Source organism: Haliscomenobacter sp. (assembly GCF_965225875.1).
Classification (GTDB): Bacteria; Bacteroidota; Bacteroidia; order Chitinophagales; family Saprospiraceae; genus Haliscomenobacter.
On sequence record NZ_CBDDBS010000002.1, the window covers coordinates 4,231,921 to 4,252,761 of the forward strand.

General features: G+C 45.1%; 10 protein-coding genes. 2 read left to right on the plus strand and 8 right to left on the minus strand.

What is annotated here, in order from left to right:
• Positions 1 to 31: 31 nt before the first annotated feature.
• The 7 genes from ACO08K_RS19245 to ACO08K_RS19275 all read right to left on the minus strand — a co-directional run bounded on the left by ACO08K_RS19245 (position 32) and on the right by ACO08K_RS19275 (position 11,007).
• Entirely contained in the window at positions 32 to 901 is an 870-nt protein-coding gene (locus ACO08K_RS19245; RefSeq protein WP_421798045.1) for a LamG domain-containing protein, read from the minus strand.
• Positions 902 to 905: 4 nt separating this feature from the next.
• Positions 906 to 1,913 carry a family 43 glycosylhydrolase gene (locus tag ACO08K_RS19250; RefSeq protein WP_421798046.1) on the minus strand — a complete coding sequence of 336 codons (1,008 nt, stop codon included), beginning with the start codon at positions 1,911 to 1,913 and terminating at the stop codon, positions 906 to 908.
• 62 nt (positions 1,914 to 1,975) lie between these two features.
• Positions 1,976 to 3,817, minus strand: coding sequence for a heparinase II/III domain-containing protein (locus ACO08K_RS19255; protein ID WP_421798047.1), 1,842 nt, complete (start codon positions 3,815 to 3,817; stop codon positions 1,976 to 1,978).
• A gap of 207 nt (positions 3,818 to 4,024) precedes the next feature.
• Positions 4,025 to 5,644, minus strand: a complete 1,620-nt coding sequence (locus ACO08K_RS19260; protein WP_421798048.1) for a RagB/SusD family nutrient uptake outer membrane protein — start codon at positions 5,642 to 5,644, stop codon at positions 4,025 to 4,027.
• 77 nt (positions 5,645 to 5,721) lie between these two features.
• Positions 5,722 to 9,135, minus strand: coding sequence for a TonB-dependent receptor (locus ACO08K_RS19265; RefSeq protein WP_421798049.1), 3,414 nt, complete (start codon positions 9,133 to 9,135; stop codon positions 5,722 to 5,724).
• A 186-nt stretch (positions 9,136 to 9,321) separates the two neighbouring features.
• Complete coding sequence (locus ACO08K_RS19270) at positions 9,322 to 10,320, minus strand: FecR family protein (protein ID WP_421798050.1); 999 nt, start codon at positions 10,318 to 10,320, stop codon at positions 9,322 to 9,324.
• Between the two features lie 102 nt (positions 10,321 to 10,422).
• Positions 10,423 to 11,007 carry an RNA polymerase sigma factor gene (locus tag ACO08K_RS19275; protein WP_421798051.1) on the minus strand — a complete coding sequence of 195 codons (585 nt, stop codon included), beginning with the start codon at positions 11,005 to 11,007 and terminating at the stop codon, positions 10,423 to 10,425.
• A 434-nt stretch (positions 11,008 to 11,441) separates the two neighbouring features.
• On the opposite strand from ACO08K_RS19275, the gene ACO08K_RS19280 reads away from it, so the two are divergent.
• The gene (locus tag ACO08K_RS19280; protein WP_421798053.1) at positions 11,442 to 14,618 is read left to right on the plus strand and encodes a SusC/RagA family TonB-linked outer membrane protein; all 3,177 of its coding nucleotides are present in this window, start codon (positions 11,442 to 11,444) and stop codon (positions 14,616 to 14,618) included.
• 18 nt (positions 14,619 to 14,636) lie between these two features.
• On the plus strand, positions 14,637 to 16,457 hold the full coding sequence (locus ACO08K_RS19285) for a RagB/SusD family nutrient uptake outer membrane protein (protein ID WP_421798054.1): 1,821 nt from the start codon (positions 14,637 to 14,639) through the stop codon (positions 16,455 to 16,457).
• 156 nt (positions 16,458 to 16,613) lie between these two features.
• Here ACO08K_RS19285 and ACO08K_RS19290 read toward each other — a convergent pair whose 3' ends face one another.
• Positions 16,614 to 20,831, minus strand: a complete 4,218-nt coding sequence (locus ACO08K_RS19290; RefSeq protein WP_421798055.1) for an AAA domain-containing protein — start codon at positions 20,829 to 20,831, stop codon at positions 16,614 to 16,616.
• Between the last annotated feature and the right edge of the window lie 10 nt (positions 20,832 to 20,841).

Sequence of the window (20,841 nt, forward strand, 5' to 3'; positions counted from 1 at the left end):
TTGGTTTAAAGGAGTTGAAGATAAAGCAGAACTAGTGGGCCAATCGGTGTAATTCTTTTTTGTGCAAGGCTCGATCAAAGACTGCCAAGCCACCAATTTGCCCTTTGAAAAAATTACCCATACCCCTTTTTAATAATACGGCTCCAACTGTAAAATCTGAGCCATTATTGCCCATCCCATCGGGAAAATAATAAGGATTTTTGCTTTGGATCAGGCCATTGGGATATCCCTCAAACCCCTTGGTATGCTCAATCAGTTCTGGTTTGCGGGCTTCAAAAACGCCGTTTACATAAGACTTCATGTAGCGCCCATCGTAGGTGAAGGCAATACAAACCCATTGGTTGGCAGGAACATCCTGTTTACTCGCGGAGTAGTCGATGGAATAGGGGAATGGAGGAGTTGGTTTGCCAGTCAGTGAAATGTGCCCACAAACCTGATTTTTGCCATTGTAATGCGGAAGGGACACAAATAAACCGTACTGGCGTTTGCCGCCGTCCTGATATTCATTCCATAATCCACCCACAAAACCGGTTTGTTCACCCGTCCATTTTACCCAGGCGAGGACTGTTACCCCTTGTTTTGACCCATAAATATTCAGCGCGCCGGTTTGTGTACTGGGTAGCGACAGATAAGCACCACTGCCAAATTGGGCCGAATAACCTGACAGCGGCCCTTCATTGAGCCGTGGAATTGTGCCATCCATTTCCGCGAGCGGAAAAGTTCCTTTGCCCCATGCTTGGCGGGTTTGGCCTGCTTCTTCCTTGAAGTCCCAAAATGCAACCAAACCTTTGGTGGATTTGAGTTGCTCCGTTTTGTTTTGGGCGCTTAAGTGTTGATTTTGAACCAACAAAATCCCTATGCCAAAAAGTGCAACTACAAACAAGTTTTGATTTGTTTTCATCAATTCAACGCTGCTTTTTGAGGTAAGGACCCTGATCATTCCATTTAACTTCGACATTGGAGATGTACCAGTTTTTACCCTTGTTGTTGTTGCCCTGGTAAAACAGGTAGGTCTTGCCATTGTCGTCCTGAAAAATATGAGGATGCCCGGATTCACTGGAGTTCCAGGTGCCTGGATCGCCGTTGGTTAAAAAGGGTTTGTTGGACAAACGTTCCCATTTTATCCCATCGCTACTTTTGGCCACGCCGATTTGTTGTGGGTCGTTGTTGTAGGCACCAGCATAAAACATGTACAACAAGCCGTTTTTTTCGATGATTGAAGCGCCTTCAATGCAGTTGCCTTCCCAGGGAAGTTCGGGTTTAAGGATGGAAGCTGTACACTGTTGCGTCCATTGCTCGCGGCCAAAACTACCCGTTAAAGGCGCAGAAGCGACCCCTTGCATCTGGATTTTGTAATCGATATCACGGGTGGCAAAATAAAGTAAGTACTTGTCTTTGAATGGAAACACTTCGGCATCGATGGCACGGCCACAATTCCAATCTCCTGTAGGGCTAAAAATTGGGTTGCTTGGGTCGCGGGTAAACTTCAAACCATCGGAGGAAACCGCGTGGCAAATGGCGTCTTTTTTCCCATTGCCGTAGGTTTGGTAAAAAAGATGCACTTGACCATTGACAACCAGGGCGGCTGGTGCGGCAAGTCCTTTTTTTTCATACTCGCTGGCTGGAGTGACTTCACCTACTTTATGCCATTTGTGCAAATCTTTACTCTCGGCAATCCCTACGCCCCAACCCGGGATTGGATTGGATTGGTCCAGATAGGCAGGAATGGAATAGTACATCAAATAGCGGCCCTGGAATTTGATCACATGAGGATCTTTCGCAAAGGGAATGCCAATGCGGGAAGTATCGCCAAATATCATTTTTGGCATTTTGGCCGCTGCCTTTTTTTGCCCAAATGATTCAAAGGATAGGCAAGGTAGCAGTAATAAAAGCAGGAGGACTTTGTAATTCATCTTTAGTGTTTTTGTTTTAGAAGCTGTTCGCAACATGAATTCCAACAACTTCCAAGACAAATTTAACTTTTCGGCGTAAGTTTCACGATGACTTTGATATTTCCTGTTTGATTGGGCAAACGAATCATCAAGCGGGAATGGCCAGTGTTCAGTTTTTCAGGGGCTTTTTGTACGGCGGATTCAACGCTGAATTCTGCGCCCTGAGGTGAAACAACCTCCACTTCCAGTGTACGCGTGGTAATCGTGGCATTTCGCAAAATGGCCTTTCCTCCTTTCTGAACTTCAATGCTATTAGCGGTCATCATTCCCCATGCCACTTCTGTATTCTTGGTCAAAATAAACTCATCCTCAATCAAAAAAGCACTGCGTTTGTTGATCAAACTCACCTTGCGGGTACTTTTGCTGGAGAAGTTGCGGTAAGCATCCGTCAAGTCGAGCGTAGCGGAAGGATTTGCCTGATTGAGGTCGGTTTGAATAAATTTTGCAGTGGCTAGCTCGTACTGGTTTTGATTCCCCAACAAGGGAACATTGTGGCTGAACGAGTTGAGTCGGTAATAAGTCCAACGTTTGCCGCCGACGCCCATGGTCCAGTAACCAGGCAGGTTGTAATCGTCGGAGCCCAGGTCTTTGGCCCAACGCACCCCACCTGCTTCCAACTCAAAATTGCCCAAATCGAGATGGGAGTGTTCCGAACCATTTACTCCACCTTTGATGCCTAGCCAAAGTGCGTTTGGATCGTTCCATGCCGAGCGGAAGGTGACCACCTCTACCTTGCCCCGAAAATATTGGTCGAGGGTGCGAGCTGTGGTTGTACTATTTGGGGCTTGATACCAAAGCACCGCCAGGGGATGAGCCAGTAAGTTGCGCGCTTTGATGACCTCGTGGTAATAGTTGGAAATATTTGGATTGTTGTAGGTTTTGGCTAAAAACAGGAAAGCAGGAGAGGCATCCGAGCGGCTATTTTCACCAGCATCGGCAAAATTGAGGAAACTGTAATTAGGCGAAGCACAAATCATAGGCACCAAACCCGTTTCGCGCAAACCCGGATATTGTTCCAACCCTTGCATATTGCCTTTGGCCGTTTGCAGGGCAGCCATGCCATAGCACAGGTACTCGGTGGCGTAGCTCCAATAGGCTGGGCCTTCGTACCACAAGCCGTCGGGTGCATAGTTTTTGAGGGCGACAGAAAGGTTGCTGATGGCTTTGGGAACCAGTTCCTGGGCATAAGTTGGGTCGGTTTCAGCCAATGCCAATGCCCCTACGATCAAGCCAGCGTTGCAGACCTGATTCCAGTTGTTTTCGGCTTTGTTCCACCACTCGCCACCACGCTTCTGGTATTCATTCAGGCCATGTTTTTTCATGCCTTCCCGCAGGATTTCGCGGTCAGCTTTGCTTAGGTCCTGGTACAACCAGTCGTACCCAATCGCGACCCCATGCAGCATTTCTGCCACATCCAAAAAATGGGAGGGGTTCCAATCCGAAAAGGCACAAACGGCTTTGAGGTTGTTGACCGCAGCACTTAAATATTTTTCGTCCCTGGTAAAACGATAGGCAAAAGATAAGCAATAAGAGCGAATCAACAACTCCCGGCTCACCGACAAGAGGCGTGGCCCGGTAAGTACTCGCTCCAATAGTGGCTTGGTCGCATAGGTATTGGCTCTACTCAAACAGGCATTGATGTATTGATCGAGGAGGGGATCAGTTTTGCGCAATTGTTTGATTTCCTCCAGGCGATTTTCCTGTAAAATCAAACGGGGGTGATTCTTTTTGACATCGGAGAGCCAGCCTGTGAGCTCTACGGGTTGCGGGGCGGGTGCCGGGGTTTTGATGCAGGAAAAAAAACTCAGCAGGGCGAGCAGGGTTAAGGAGTACCACCTTTTGCAGGGATAGGAAATTGTGGACATGGCTTGATATTTAGGGCTGAACGGGAAATTCAAAACCCCTTTTCAAAAGTTTCAACTTTTGAAAAGGTCACTATGCAACATATTGCGCTGAATGCGAATGTTTACGCAGTCGACCTTTTCGAAAGTCCGAAACTTTCGAAAAGGGGCTGTAGATTGGCAAAAAAATCTAGAAAAAAGCCCCTCAAGATGTTTGAGGGGCTAAAGTGCTTACCATCCTTGATTCTGCTTCAGGGAAGGATTTAAACCAATTTCGTTGATGGGCAAGGGCCAGAGGTAATCTTTTTCAGGATTGAACTTGCGGAAGTTGGCATCCTGCACCAAAATGAAGTTGTCAGGTGTGAGCTTCACGGAAGTAGCGGTACCATATTCGGACTTGAAGAAAAAATTGCCCAAAATGGGTTTGACCAATTCCACTTCTGCCGTTTTCCAGCGCATCAGGTCCCAGTAACGGAAGCCCTCCAGTGCTAATTCTACCCGACGCTCACGGCGCAATTCGGTACGCATATCAAGGCCATTATCGTTGACAAAAGCATTGCTCAGTTTGGCAATTTTGCCCCGGGTGCGCAACAAGTTGACACTCAGTTCCAGGTCAGCATCGCTGATGCTTCCTTCCAGCTCAAACTTTGCTTCAGCATAAATCAATAATACTTCGGCATAACGGATCAAAATGCCATCGATGTAGGAGCGCTGGTTGGTCCAGTCGTCGATGTTGAAATATTTGCGAGGGCAAAATCCGGTAAAATTGAAGACCAGGGGTGCAATGGAAAAGACCGGATTGGAGCCAATATAGGCATCACCTCTTTTCATAATCGTTGCCGAAAGGCGCTCGTCCCTTTTGGCGAATACATCGATGGAAGCAACAGGTGCTGTGTACAATGGTGACTTGGTAATTGGTAATCCATCGGTCATCAAATAAGAATCAACCAAACTTTTGGTAGGGCTGGCTGAGCCATTTTCCAGGTTGCGTGCAGAGTTGTGGTTCAATACATTGTCGGCCAAACTGACCCCGTACTTGCGGACCAGGATGTTCTCCTTGTTGCTTGGGCCTTCGCCAGCGAGCTGAAAGAGGTTGTAATAATTGCCAAACAGACCGTGCTCCTTACTGTCGATTACCGCCTTGGAAGCAGTTACCGCGAGGGCCAGGTGTTTGTTGGGCTCTCCGTAGCCATGAAATTTGGATCGAGTACCTTCAAACAGGGCAACTCTGGCTTTGAAAGCCAGCGCAGCAGTATTTGAAATACGGCCATATCCGGCTGCACCCAAAGCTTTTGGGGTGGGTAACTTAGCGGCGGCAAAATCCAGGTCCTTGTAAATGGCTTCAACCACTGCCTCACGGGTAGCCGCCGGGGCTTCCAGCTCGGGTGAATTTTCCTTGAGCGTAGTCAGAATCAGTGGAACACCACCGTACCGTTGCAACAAGGAAAAATAGGCCCAAGCCCTGAAAAATTGCGCTTCACCAATGTAACGATCAATAGTGGCAGCAGAAACGCCAGTCGCAGCAGCCTGAGGCCCTTTTGCGATGATGTTGTTTGCGGCCCGAATCAAACGATAGGGGTTGTTGTAACTGCCGTCGGTAGCAGGTGCAATCCGGGAGCCATCACTGATGCTATTGGGGGCACGGGCATAGGTTTCGTCCGACCAGTTGTCGTCGGTGTTGGGTAGCCCAGGCAAAAATGTATACAAGTAGTTGGCCGCTGCGGTCAGATCGGCTTCGGTTTTCCAAAAGGCAGGGTCGCTCAATTGGGTCTCCGGCAAACGATCCACGTCGCAAGCATTAAACATGCTCAGGGCAAAAAGCAGGATGAAAAATTTAAACGTATTTCTCATGGTCGAAAAAGCTTTAGAACGTCAAAAAATGGGATTAGGGGCAATAAAAAAATGAGTACTTATTTTTGCCCCACTACTTAAAATGACAGGTTCAGGCCCATGGCGGCAGTGGCAAAAAACGGATAATCGTTTTCCACTCCACTTCTTTGCTCAGGGTTGAAGTAGTCGTTAAAGATGCCCAATTTCGATACCGTGAACAGGTCTTGTCCAGTGAAGAAAATTCTGGCCCGAGACAATTTGACCTTTTTCAACAAACCAGCTGGTAGGGTATAACCAACCTGAATGTTTTTCAAACGGGCGTATTGCCCATTCATGATCCACTTGTCGGATGGCAGGTAACGGTAAGCACCCTGCAGGTATGGACGAGGGAAGGCGGCATTGGGATTTTCCGTTGTCCAGTAGTCGCGGTGGAGGGCCAGCGGTTGTTTCCAGGACTGAGAAAGGGGCTGAAGCGCTTCGCCGTTGGGCAAGAAGTTACGCTTGCCAACCCCTTGAATGAAGGCTGAAAAATCGAAACCTTTCCATTGGAAGCCCAAATTGACGCCAAAAGTGTAACGGGGCTGATCGGTACCCAGGATGACGAGGTCACCAGGATCTTCGGGAGAACCTTTGCCTACAGTGAGTTTGCCGTCGCCGTTACGGTCTACAAATTTGATATCCCCAGGGCCGGTGCGGCTATCCTGGAAAGCATGTGCCGTGACTTCATCCGCATTCTGGAAATAGCCGTCAGAGAGGTAGCCCCAGAAGGTGTTGAGGGGGTATCCTTCCAATAAACTTACCGACCCGGCATTCAATACCCGGCGGCCAGCATAACTAATGAGTTCGTTTTGGTTGTCGGATATGTTCAGGCCGATGTTGTAGTTGAAATGGTCACCGATTTTATCGCGGTAAGTCAACTCGGTTTCCCAGCCCCAGGATTTCAGCTCCCCATTGTTGATGCGGGGTGTACCCACTCCAAAGGTTGCTGGCAACTGGAGAGGAGTAAGCATGTTCCGGTTGAATTTTACATAGTAGTCAGCGCTGATTTGCAGGCGATTTTTGAACAAACCGATGTCAAGGCCCCCGTTGCTCGTTTCGATGGTTTCCCAGGAGAGTTCAGAGGAGGGAACTACGTTTTCAAAGAAGTAAGAAGTACGTGCTTCGGTTCCACCAAGGACCAAACCAGAACCTCTGCTGAGTAAGCTAAGGTAATCGTACAATCCTATCCCCAGGGCATTGCCCAAACGACCCCAGGACGCCCGGAGTTTGAAACCGGAAAAGATCGGCAATGCTTTATTGAACCAAGTTTCTTTGTGCAGATTCCAGCCAGCGGAAGCAGAAGGGAAAGTTTTGACGCGCAAGCCCGGTGCCAAGCGTGAACTTTCATCTACCCGAATGGTGGCTTCCAGCAAATACTTGTCGTCAAAGCTGTAATTGAAGCGACCAAAATAGGACTGGAAGGCAAAAGTATTGATGGTTTCGCTGTTGGACTTGGTCAGGTCGTTCCCGAGGTTGAGGGTCGGGCGGTCGTTGCTGACCAAAGAATTGGAGGAGGTGGTTACCCCTTCAAAACGGTTGTTTTCCCATTGGTAACCCGCCAATACGTGGATTTTATTTTTGCCCAAAGCCAAATCGTAATCGGCCAGGTATTGCAGGTTGGTGTTTTGGGTAACTTCGTTGGTGCGACTAAAGTTGTTTGGATTGTTCAGGTAAAAAACCGGACTAAAACGCCCCCACAACTCAACCGTACGGGCGAACAATTCTCTTTGTCCCAGGCGGTATTGTTGACCCACCACCGCTTTTAACTTCAAACCTTTGATAAAATTGGCTGCGGTGAAAGTAAATACCCCATCAAAAAAGTTGCGATCAACATTGTTGTAGCCGCCCTCTTTCAACAAAGCATAGGTATTGTTGGCAGAAGAACCCGCGCCACCATTCAAGCGGCCTTCTGGCGTGAAAATGGGATACCGCATCCGCAAACGATAAACCTGGTACACCAGGCCTTGTCCATCCGCACCGGTTGATGGCGCTTCCTGTTTTTGCAAGGTGTAGGCAATGCGCGAATCCAGGGACAAATGTTTAGTCAACTGGGTACCCAGGTTGATGCGCAGGTTATAACGATCCAGGCGGTCCGGCCCCACTTTGAAAGTACCTTGTTTGCCATAATAGCCCAGAGAAATCAGGAAGTTGGTTTTGTCGGTGCCCCCTCTGGCCGAGAGGTTGTGCGTTTGCATGGGGGTGTAATCCCGAATCACCTGACTAATCAAATCTTCCTGGTTGTAAAAAATGTAACGGGTGGTGTCGCTCGGATTGATTACATAAGGAATTCCGTCGCGGATGCGCTGCAACTCCTGCTCATTGTATTCAGGGCCTGATCCTGCATTTTTGCGGGCCAGGTTGGCATATTCCGCTTCTTCCAGCAAGGGCATCCTTTCGGGTACATTGAGTGCCCAATCGGCCCCAATTTGATTGGAATATTCAAAAATGGTTTTGCCTGATTTGCCTTTTTTGGTGGTGATCAAAATGACTCCACCTGCGGCTTGAGCACCGTATATGGCGGCAGCAGCGGCATCCTTGAGCACACTGATGTTTTCGATGTCGTTGGGATTGAGCGTTTGCAGGGTAAAACTGGACACGGTAACCCCGTCCACCAGAATCAGTGGGTCCACATTGCCATTGGCTGAGGTGGCTCCCCGGATTTGAATGCCGATGCCTTCATTGCCGGGTTGGCCGGTTCCGCGTGTAATGATGAGGCCTGAAGCCAGTCCTTGTAAAGCGTTGGCTACGTTAGCCACTGGTCGGTTTTCAATGGCTTTGGAGTCGATGGTTGAAACGGCGCCCGTAAGGTTTTCTTTCTTTTGGGTGCCGTAACCCACTACTACGACTTCATCCAATGCTTTGGTATCGATTTTGAGTGCAACATTGAGCACACTGCGGTTGCCAACCAGTACTTCCTGTGGCTCATAACCGATGTACGAAAAGACCAGCACTACATTGCCATTGGGAATGCTCAGGGTGTAATTGCCATCGGCATCAGTTACGGTGCCCTGGGTTTGGGATTTGACAAAAATACTCACACCAATGAGGGCTTCGCCATTTTCATCGGTTACTTTCCCCCTAATCGACTGGTCAATGGATTGTACTTGAAGTTCACTTGATTTTGGTTGGAGGGTAGGTACAAAACCAAGTTCTACTTTTTCTTTTTTGAGCAAAATACGGTTGTCTGCCACCAGGTAACTTACCGCCATGGGTTTGAACAACTCCTTCAAGACGGTTTCGAGTTTTTTATTCGCGACCTTGATGTTGACTTTCAAATTGGTATTGATAGCACTTGAACTGTAGATAAATCGTACGTCGGTTTGTTTCTCGATCAGATTGAGTACTTTTTTCATCCCCAGGTCATCAGCCTCGATCGAGACGGACCTGTTCAGTACATCTTGTCCCACAGTATGCCCGAAGGCCACACTGGAAAAGATGAAGCAGAGTAAGATCTGATGGAACGAGATTCTCATAAGCTCCCATAGGATTTTCGGAATTCGTAAATTTTTCTTCATAAATTGGACTGTTTTAAAGTTGACAATGACATTAAAACCGAGTGTACTATCGTTGTGCAAGAACGGGGCTTGAGGCGCCAACCAAAAGCCAGTAGTACACGGCAAGCCGACAATGCGCCAACATTGTCGGCTATTTATTTTCAGTTAATTACAACTGCTGCCTAAAATAAATACGGTGCTTCCCCTGATTTCAAATTCTGCATTGATGCTGCCACATATAAATGCCAATTGCTCCTGCAAACTCAGGCCATTTAAATCTCCGGTAAACGCACAATTTCGAATACTTGGATTGACGATGACAATCTCCACGCCATAAGCGCTTTGTAATGTGCCAGCCACTTTTTCCAAGGTGCTTTCATCGAATTGGAAATTGGATTTTGGAAGGTCCGCAATGATCAACTGTGGCCGATCAACAATACCCTGACGAATGGTTTTGAGATCGGTATCAAAAATGACCTTTTGGTTGGGTGTCAGAATCACCCCGTTGAGTTTTTGGGTTTTGGGTGTTTCCTGAGCATATACCGACACCCGGCCGGTAAGTACCGAGACCTCGATTGTTTTTTGACCAACTTGTGGTTTAATGCGAAAGCTGGTGCCTAAAACTTCGGTGACCAAATTCCCGGAACGCACCAAAAAGGGGATTTTGGGATTGCGGGCAACTTCAAAAAAAGCTTCCCCCTCCAATTGTACTGCTCTTAATTGTTTGCCAAAATTGGCATCCAACACCAGACTGGCATTGGGTTCCAGGTGAACGATACTCCCATCTGACAACTTAACTACTTTGGTCTGGGTAGCAGTATTTTTATGGACCTCTAGGTCTTGACTGGCTGTAGTAGAAGGAGATGAATGATTGAACCAAAAATAACTTGCCCCAAGGATCAACAATACCGAAGCTGCGGCCAACCACCGCCACCAGAGTTGTTTGGATTTGCTTTGGAGAGTATCCAAATGGGTTTTGGCCAAGAGTGTTTCCCAATTTTTTTCTAAAAAGGCGGCTTTTTGTACGGGATCAACGGTTTCAGGTACCGTTTTTGAAACATCCTCCAATTCGGCATACCATTGGTCGAGCAATGCTCTTTCTTCGTCAGAGCATTCACCATTGAGGTATTTTGCCAATAAAGCCTGATATTTTTCCTTGCTCATGCTTGTCTACCAAGTTATATACCTGCTTAGACGGGCGCGGAATTTTTTTCCCTAAATGGGTTAGACGGTTTTTTTAAAAAAATTAAAAAGCAAAAAATACATTTAAAATAGGATGTATGCGAGTAAAGCCATACCGTAAGTATTGAATTCGCTGAGGTGCTGTCGCAAATAGGTGGTGGAGCGTGAGAGGTGGTATTCAATAGCCTTTTCGGAAAGATTGAGTTGAGCAGCGATTTCGCGAATGGTCAAACGTTCGAAGCGGTTGAGCAAAAAGATTTGCCGGGTTTTCTCGGGGAGTTCGGCCAGCGCTTTTTGTAATGCTTCGGTCAATTCATTGAAATAAACCATGTCCGTGGTGGCCATGATTTCAACTGGAAAATATTGTTTGAGTGAATCCAGGTAATGTTCCTCCTGGATGTTGCGTCGAATGTAGTCAATGGCCAGGTTTTTGAGTGAAACCTGCAAAAAAGCATTCAAATTGATGATGCGCAGGGTGGCGCGTTTTTGCCAAAGCATTACAAATAACTCCTGAGCAAGTTCTTCGGCCACTTCTTTCCGATTCAGTTTGCGGAAGGCAATGCTGTACATCTTGTACCAGTAACGATCGTACAATTCTTTAAAAGCCAACTTGTCATCGGCTTTCAATAAACTCAACAGATCTGCATCGGAATGTGCCTTTAGACTCATTGCTGGCGATTTATTTGATGTAGGCAGTACTTATTTTTGTTGTTGATCTTTTGAGTTTCAGGTAAAAAACTTCACAAAATAAGACGTTGGAATCTCCGGAAACCCTGACCGAAGAGGTAAAAATGAATTCCAGGGTATTTAGAATTACTCTGGATAGAAATGTAACCGATTTCTGAATCAAATACATAAACACAATCTTTTCCGAATTAGGCCCAATATTTAAACCCAGCTTAACCTGATCTAAGGGCATAAAACATTGATTTTAAGTAATTTTAACTTTGAAGCTTTGTAATTCTCGCCCCACATAAGGAGGTGTGCAGGCTATTTTAAATTTTCATAGAAAAACAATGCAACCGATTTCATAAATTAAAAAGGATACCTATCTTTGTATTTGCCGACGAATATTTGGTGATTTTTATTTAAACAAACAAACAATGCGAAACAAACAAAGAACATTTCCAGGACTAGCTGGCCTGAGAAGATTTAGCATGCTAATGCTGGTTTTCTTAGGCTTAGTTGGTTACGCTCACGCTCAAGATGTGACAGTCAGTGGAACGGTTACCTCAAAAGATGGGAATGAGCCACTTACCGGGGTAAGCATTTTACTCGTAGGTAGCAGCCGTGGTGCTGTTACGGACATCGATGGGAAATATTCCATCACAGCGCCTACCAATGGTACCCTGAAATTCAGTTACACAGGATATACTGAACAGACCGTTGCAATCAATGGTCAAACGACTTTGAACTTAGTGCTGGAAGTCAACACTTCCGTGTTGAATGAAGTGGTCGTCGTGGGGTATGGTACCCAGGAAGCAAAAGATGTAACAGGAGCTGTGACTAAAATCAAGTCGGAAGTACTCAAAGAAGTTCCTGCTCCTAACTTGATCGCACAACTGAAAGGGCGTACGGCTGGTGTTTCGATTGTAAACAATAGTTCTACACCGGGGGCAGCGGGTCAGATTCGGATCCGGGGAAACCGTACCTTGACCACCAACTCTGGCTCCAGCGATGCGTTGGACGGTCCGCTGATCGTAGTAGACGGGATCCCTTATGGTGGCAGCATCAACGATTTGAACCCTGAAGACATTACGAGTCTCGATATCTTGAAAGACGCCTCTGCAACCGCTATCTACGGCTCACGTGGTGCGGGAGGGGTCATCTTGGTGACTACCCGCCGGGGCAAAAGTGGTAAAGCTGTGATCACCTATGATGGGTTCCATGGTTTGACCAATATTATGTCCAAGTACAACGTCATGAATGGGGCGGAATATGCCCAATTCAAAAGCGATGCTGCTGCTTACAACCGTTCCAGTTGGCCCAGCAGTGCGGGCACCTCTTCCTACCTCCTCACCCAGCAGGAAAAAGATGCCTTGGCTGCGGGAGTATCCACCGATTGGCAAGATTTGATTTATCGTACTGGTTCCAACTCCAGCCACTTGCTGAGTTTGAGTGGTGGTAGTGAAAGCACCCAATACGGGTTGAGTGGCGGTTATTACCGGGAAGATGGGGTTATTCCCAATCAGAATTTTGAACGTTTCTCACTCCGTACGACCATTGATCACCGGATCAGCAAAAGTTTAAAAATCGGGCTCAACACCATGAATACCCTTACCTACTCGAATACGGTAGGTGGTGGTGGTGTGCCCAGTGGTTTGGTGCGTTTGACTCCGCTGGCTTCACCTTACAATGCAGATGGTACGGTAAACCTCAATCCAGCCATCGGTTCGATCGATGCAGCGGCGGTTAGTCCACTTACCCTGATCACCAAGGCCAATTCCTTATTGGCCAACAACCGCCGACTCAGAACCTTCAACAGTTTGTACGCCGAATTGAAAATCGTGGAAGGATTGCGTTACCGCTTCAATGCGGGTCTGGATTTCAGACAGGACAATGGCAATGGTTATTCCGGGCCTTTGACCTATGTCAATACATCGGTGGTACAGTCTTCTTCGAATGCCGAAGTGAACAACGCCGAAGCTTGGTCGTACAACTTCCAGCACCTGTTGTACTACGATAAAGTGTTTGCCAAAAAACACAAACTCGGTATAACTGGTTTGTTTGAAGTAACCAAAGACCACAACCAGAGAAGTCAGTTTAACGTAACGGGTATTCCCGCGGATTACATTGCCAATGCCAACTTCGCCTTAGCGGCTGGGCAGCCAACTGCTACGGGTTCATTCTCCGAAACAGGCTTATTGTCGTTCATGGGCCGGGTAAACTACAGTTTTGCCAGTAAGTATCTTGCAACCCTTACCTTCCGCCGCGACGGTTCTTCTACACTTTCTCCAGGCTTTCAGTACTTCAATTACCCCGCCGTGGGCTTGGGCTGGACCGTAACAGAGGAAGGTTTTATGAAAAACATAAAAGCGATCTCCAACCTCAAAATCAGAGGGGGCTGGGGTATTTCCGGTAACCGCAACGTAGGTGCATACGCCACTTTGGGTGGTTTGAGCGCAGGGTACTACAATTTTGGCCAAAGCACCGCCGGACAACAACTGGCCTACCTGGTGACCAGCTTGCCTAGCTCAACGCTGAGTTGGCAATCCACCGACCAGATTGATTTGGGTTTGGAATTTGGCTTGTTCAATGACCGCATCACGGGTAGTGTCGATTATTACCATCAAAAAACGAAAGACATCTTGTTGTCGGTACCACTTCCTGCTAGTAACGGTGCCTCTTCCACCCTGCAAAACCTGGGTAGAACCGAAGGCAAAGGTTTGGAAGTGATGATCACGACCCAGAATATTCAAAAAACCAATGGATTCAACTGGAGTACCGACTGGATTTTCTTCTTCAACCGGGAGAAAATCACCCAATTGACTACACCTACCGAATTGGAAAACAAAGGCGCTGGCTGGTTTGTGGGTCAACCATTGACGGTGATTTATGACTACAAAAAAGTCGGCATCTGGCAGTTGCAAGACTCCATCAATGAGCAGATCAAGAAACAAACTGCCCCGGTACAATATCCCGGCCAAATTCGGGTAGAGGACGTTAATGGAGATGGTAAGATCGATGCCAACGACCGTCAAATCCTGGGCAATTTCCAACCGCAATGGGAAGGCGGCCTTACCAACCGCTTCAGCTACAAAGGTTTTGACCTTTCAATTGTCATCTACGCCAGAATGGGCATGAAAGTATTGGCACCCCACCTCACTGCCGATGGTGGTGGCAACGGCTTTCCTTTCTTCAACCAAAGCCGGGTTAACCAGCTCAAGGTGGACTACTGGACCCGGTCCAACCCAACCAATGCCTTCCCGGCGCCGGATGCGGGTACGGACCGTTTGTTATTTGGTTCTACCCTCGGGTACCAGGACGGATCCTTCATCAAGTGCCGCAGCATCAACTTTGGGTACCAACTGCCAAGCAGTTTGATGAGTAAAATGGGCCTCGCTTCGGCAAGAATTTACCTGAATGCAACCAACCCATTTGTGATCTATTCTCCATTTGTGGATGCGGGCTTTGGTCCTGATCCTGAAGGCAATGGATATGGTGGTGGCGTGGCTCCAACTGGTGCTGGTGACGTAGGTGCTCCTGCACGCCAAATTAGTGTGAACCTGAATAACCCTGCTTTTAGACAGTTCACCTTCGGCCTGAATTTGAAATTTTAAACTCAAAAACGAATTGACATGAAACTAAAATATAAACTTTTACCCGCAGTACTTGTACTGTGTGCATTCATAAACAACGGTTGCCAGGGCATCCTGGAAGAGAACCCTAAGGCGGCCATTGTACCCTCCTTTTTCAATAGCCCTTCCGGTGTGTTGGGGGGTATTGCCGGGGTGTACAACGACATCCGCAACGCATGGGGAACAGAGGGGTTTACCAATGAAATGATGGCGGGTACAGATGAACATTTGGCCGGAGCAAGTGCCAGTGGGATTCAACTGCACAACTACAACGGGCTCAACGGAACCAACTTTGGGGCCGCCTGGAATATCGCTTATACCGACATCAATACGCTGAACGGAGTTTTGGAATACGGTCAAACCATCGATCTTCCCGATGCAACCCGCAAGCAATACCTGGCTCAAGCCAAGTTTTTGCGCGGCTTCTGGTATTTTTACCTGGTGCAAACCTTTGGTGACGTGCCTTTGAATACCAAGTTCATTACAGTGCCTTCACAAGCTGCTTCGCGTCAGCCCGCAGCACAAGTTTACGAACAAATCATCAAGGATTTGACCGAGGCTGCGACGGATTTACCCGACAAACCCACCGCTCCTTTTATCGACAAAGCTGCTTGCAAGCCAGTGGCACAGTTGGTATTGGCTAAAGCATATTTGACCAGAGGCTGGTTGACCAACAGCCAGGCAGATTTTACCCAGGCATCGACCATCTGCGCGGATATCATTGCCAAAAAAGCCACTTATGGGCTTGATCTTTGGGCGAACTATGGCGATGCTTTTGTTCCTGCGAATGACTATGGCAAAGAAACCATGTTTGTGAGTGATCACTCCAAAGACCCCAAATATGGCTATTACACCGTAGGTGGTGGTGCCTCGGGTGGTGGAGCGCAAAACCTTACGCCTTGGTTTACGAATTGGAACTATCCCAATCTTGGCGTCAACTCTTTCAAAAATGCTGCCGGGAACCTGGTCAATAATGGCACTGCCACGATGATTCGGGACTCTTATTACGGTCGTCCATACATTCGGATTCGCCCCAATAGCTACAAATGGCCCTCAGGCCCTAATGCCGGGAAAAGTTATTTTCTGGATCAGGCCTTTGTGAACCGCAACGTTGACTCTCGTTTTGAAAATACCTTTTATACCGTCTGGATTGCGAACAAGGAAACAACCAATGCTCAGAATGCTGCCAACAACAGCCGGGGCATTCCTACGTATACCCTGCGCGCAAACATAGATACGGCCATTTGGATGCCGGATTACGAAGTGGCAGGTGCACCACAGTTTGTTGGAACCAGACCTTTTAAGGGCACGGTTATCCCACCCAGTCTTTGGAACAATACCTATTTCCCTGCGGTGAAGAAGTTTATGGACCCCAGTCGTGGTGCGAACTTTAACGACCCATCCTCCAGACCTGTGGTGATCTACCGCTTTGCGGATGTGTACCTGACCGGGGCGGAAGCAGCGTTCAAAGCTGGTCAAACCACCGCAGCTAAGGATTTGCTCAATGCCATCAGAAGGAGAGCCGCTTTCCGCCCAGGCAACACTGCGGAGCAAAATGCAGCTGCGGCAACGGCCATGGAAATCAAGGAAGCAGATGTTACACTTGATTTTATCCTGGATGAACGCACTCGTGAGTTTTATGGCGAATGGCAAAGATGGCACGACCTGGTGCGTACCCGTTCTTTGGTGCGTCGGGTAAAAGATTGGAACCCTGAGGCTGGTGCAAACATTAAGGATTTCCACATGCTGCGCCCAATTCCTCAAGCGCAGATTGATAGAGTGGTTGAAGGGCCAAAGTTCCCTCAGAATCCGGGGTATTGATGTGAGTATTTGGATTTTTGATTTTTAAGGTATGGCACTTCAGAAGGTAATGTCTTTTGGGGTGCCATATTTTTTTTATGGTTTCTGGTCCAACTGAGCGAGTACCCGGATAGGGAGCACTCGAATAAGGTATTCGCTCAGTTTTGGGTGTGAGGGTTAACCATCCGATGTGTTTTCGTTAACCCAATTCAAAAGCTGTCTGCTGACTTGTTCGTTCTTGTAAAACCAATCTGTGCTTTGGATACGGAAAAAACGCCAACCAGCTCGCTCTAGGATTAACTGCCGAGCGATGTCCTCTTGGATTTTTTTGATTCCTGAATGGAAGGTCACTCCGTCGCATTCTATTGCAAGTTTTTTATTGTTTTTTATCAATGCAAAATCAATCTTATATTTTCCAATTTCAAATTGAGGATAAACATAATCCCCAAGATTGTGATCGCAGAGAAATATGCAAACTGTTTTTTCAAAATCACCAGAATTCCCATCCACTTGATCGCATAATTTTTTATTATTTCCTGTTGGCAAAGGATTGATTTTGCCAACATAATAATCAATTAGCTTTTTGCGGTAGCAATCAGGGTTCATTATCGCGATCGCTTCAGGGTGAATACTATGAATAAGGACTGATTTTTCTTTCGCACGACTAGCTGCAACATTAAATATTCGCATAAAAATTTCAGCAGCAACTGCTTGTGGTGGTTTGATTTTTTGATCGTGCTCATTAATGCTATGACTTGCTGTGATAGTTAGAAACATGATATCCCGTTCATCTCCTTGAAACTCTCTTGAAGTACCGATTAGTAATTCCAGTTGATCAGCATAAAAACTTATTAGCTCATTCTGTGCAATTTGTTTGATTAATAACTTTTGATGCTTCGTATTTGAACTGTCTAAGGTTAAAATGCCAATAGTTGGCAATTGCTTTAATTCTTGCCTTTGGTAAGCAAAAATATAGTTCTCAATTTGATCAATAATCTTCGAGACGATTAACGGCTTAGCTTCATCTAAAAAATTGTCCTCAACATAATGAATTTCTGTAGGTTCACCATAAGGTTTTTCGGTAGCTGTTTTTAGTGAAACTATGTTGTTGTTATAAATATAGCGGTTTGAAAAGCCAATGATTTCAGGCAAGCATCTAAAATGTTCTCTCAACGTGGCAATGTTTGGGTAAATAATTCCACTTAATGTATATATGCTATTTTTTATGTCAAATTGAACTTTATGAGGATGCGAAATTAGATGCCGGTCAAGCAATTCGTTTATTCTATCGATTTGGAAAAAGTTGGGATTTGGTACGACAGAAGTTTGATTTTCATCCCCAACAATTAATGCTTTTTTACAGCGAAAAATCAGATTTAAACTACTGATATCACACTGACTTGCTTCATCAATAATTAAGATGTCAAATTGAGCCGGAGTGGCGTCAGGAAAAAAAGTAATAGCGGTGTCTTGTTGCATAATCCAAACTGGCACAGCTCCTTTAGCTACTTGCATGTTTGCGATTGCTGAAGCCCTATCTCTTTGTGCATTAATCCCAGTTCCTTGCCCTATTTTAATTAAGTCATTTAACCAAGCACTTAAAGCGGTTTTTTGAAGATCAGATACTTTCTTGGATTTATGATACCAGGTTTTATAAGCAATCAATTTTGTGGTCTGCCTTTGTATGGTTTGCTTGATCGTATGCAAATCACCAAATAGCTTTGATGAATGCTTGGTATGCTCTGTGATGGAGGCAAGGAAATTATCTATTTTTATGAAGAACAAATCCCGCTCAACCGCATTTGGGTCAATGACTGTAAAATCTGAATCTTGACATGCGATTTTGATGAAATTCGAAGTTTTGGGTAGTGTTAAACTTATTTCTCTGAATAAGCTGTGAAATTCGGCTGACCTTTTTTGTTTTTCACGCTTTAATCGATAGGCTTCTAGGTTCATTTCGTAGCTCGCTCTATCTAAATTTTCAATATTACTTGCAATTTTAAAGGCAATTGGGTAGGGTGTTGCATGTTTTGTAATTCGGTTCCGTACTTCTTTTAAAAAGGCTGAAATAGCATAGTATTCTGCATAATAATGAAGATTTTCTAAATAAACCACTTTATCCTGTAAGTCAGAATCTGACACTTTAATAATTGGCAAGTTCCTGTCCTTAAGGAATTGGTTAAATGAGGTTATAAAGCCAGAAAAATGATCTAAGAAATCTAGTTCACTCAATGCTGATAAAATATTGGTTTGTTGAGGTAGTCCAAAGGTTTTTAGATAATTATTAAAAGTAATGGAAAGCTGTTTAAGATTCTTTCTTTTCGTGATTTCAATTTCTATGAGTTTAAACTGATCGAGATTGTTGGCAGGAATAAAGTTGACTTTGCAATCAAAAAAGCGCTTCAAATTTTTGTCTAGAAAAGCCTTTGCTATGGAGCCAAGATGAGCGGTGTTTCCAAACTTAACGATTAGCTGATTGATTTGTTGATGCAGGATTTCAGGTTCAAAACCTTCAAGAACAGACAAGTCTAGTTGATAAGACAATAACTGATCGTCAGCATGCTTGATCTGTGCCCTTAAATCCGCAAATTGTGTTAGAATATTCTTTAGCATTGGAAGATTAAAAGCTGAATGCTCGTATAAAATTGAGGTTATGGGCGAATTTTTGAACTGAGTCAGTTTTTCCTTAAAAATTGCGATTTCATGTTTCAATTTTTCATCAATGTATTCGGCTCTAACTTGGTCGTAGTCTTCGGGATTTATCTGAGCTGTTAGGTTTTGTAACTTGATTTCTAGTTTCCGCAATTCATTGACATCTAAAAACATATCATCATCAAGGAATAGGTAATCAACTAGATCAAAATCCTCAGGGTCTAATTCTTTACCAATCAAGGATAGCTCAGCCAGCTTTGATGAAAGCCCATCCGTATTTTTGTCAAAATCAATATCGTCCTTTATAATTTCCAAAAAATAATTTTCTAATTGCTCAAATCGAAAAAGAGACCACTCATAGGCTGTTCTATTTTCTAGTGCCCCGGAATATGGATTGTAAACCTTTAAAGGCTTAGCGTTGGCCTGAATTACTTCATAAATACGCTGCAATGTATCTGCATATTTTTTTTCAGATTGAAACAGATCGTTAAGTAATTCATCAACTTTTTCTTCTTCATATCTCTGCGCTAAATTTGCGATAATTGCATTAACGGAGGCTTTTAAACTTTCCTTCCCCTTTCCTTCATTGACAAAGGATACGGCTAAATCTTTTATCTCTTCTGGCAACTTTTCCTTTAACACACTTAATGCTTTAGCATTATGTGAGACAACAAGTATCGACTTTCCCTCTGCAACAAAATGGGAAATTAAATTAGCAATAGTATGGCTTTTACCTGTACCAGGAGGCCCTTTTACGGTTACTGCGTCTTGTTCATATAGACGTCTTGCTATTTCAAGTTGTTCATCGTTGTAGGGAAGAGGAAAGAGGAAACGTGGGTGCGACCTTTTCTCTACATTCTCAAAAGATTTATGACCATTGTTTCCATTAATATGAATGGTGCCGGGCAACTCGCCAGGCTCAAGGGAAAAGAGTTTTTTGAAAAAGTCAGGTATTAAATGCAACTCCTCGTTTGCCTGTAATTCATTGATTTTGGTAATGATATTGCCTGCGTCATTTGATGTTATAATTTGGTTTTGAATAACTTTTGTCTGTATAATTGGCGAGAAACTAAAGGTTATCTGGTCATTAAGGGGAGCTTTTTGAAAGTCATAGATTAGGTTTTCCTCTCGGAAGAAAGAATATTCTTTTTGTGCAAACCCTTTTAATATTTCGAGACCTGTGTCGTAATAATCTGTTCTAATTAGCTCTTTGTCAAATACAAATTCGTGTGGAACAGTATTGAATTTATCAATCGCAAGTAAAATCTCTTTCTTTCGGCCTTCACGAACAAGACTAGGTTCATTAGCAAAATGCAGATCTAATAACCCAATAAAATTTTGCTCGCAAAAAACTTTCGTTGTAAATGTATCAAACTCTATTTTGATTTCATGATTCTTCAGTGTCATTCTAAGAGGTGCATGAAATAAGAAGTTGCGATAGTTTTGATCACCAATTTTGCCGTTTACCAAGCCAAATGAAATGTATAACTTCTTGTTTTCCTTACCTCTTAATTCATAGTGAAGCGTATGTAATGCGTCATAAACTTTGTTTATTTTTATTGGGATTTCGTTGACACTATAATATTTTTCAAATTCAAGTTTAAACTGTATAGCAATCTTTACTCTAGCCGGATCACTTTCAAAGGCGACTGTTGTTTTCTTTTCTGATTTTTTTACAATCACGCCATTACTTCCTTCTACCCATCCTACAAGCGATTCTGGTAGCTTAACTTCATCAAACAATGAAGATGTA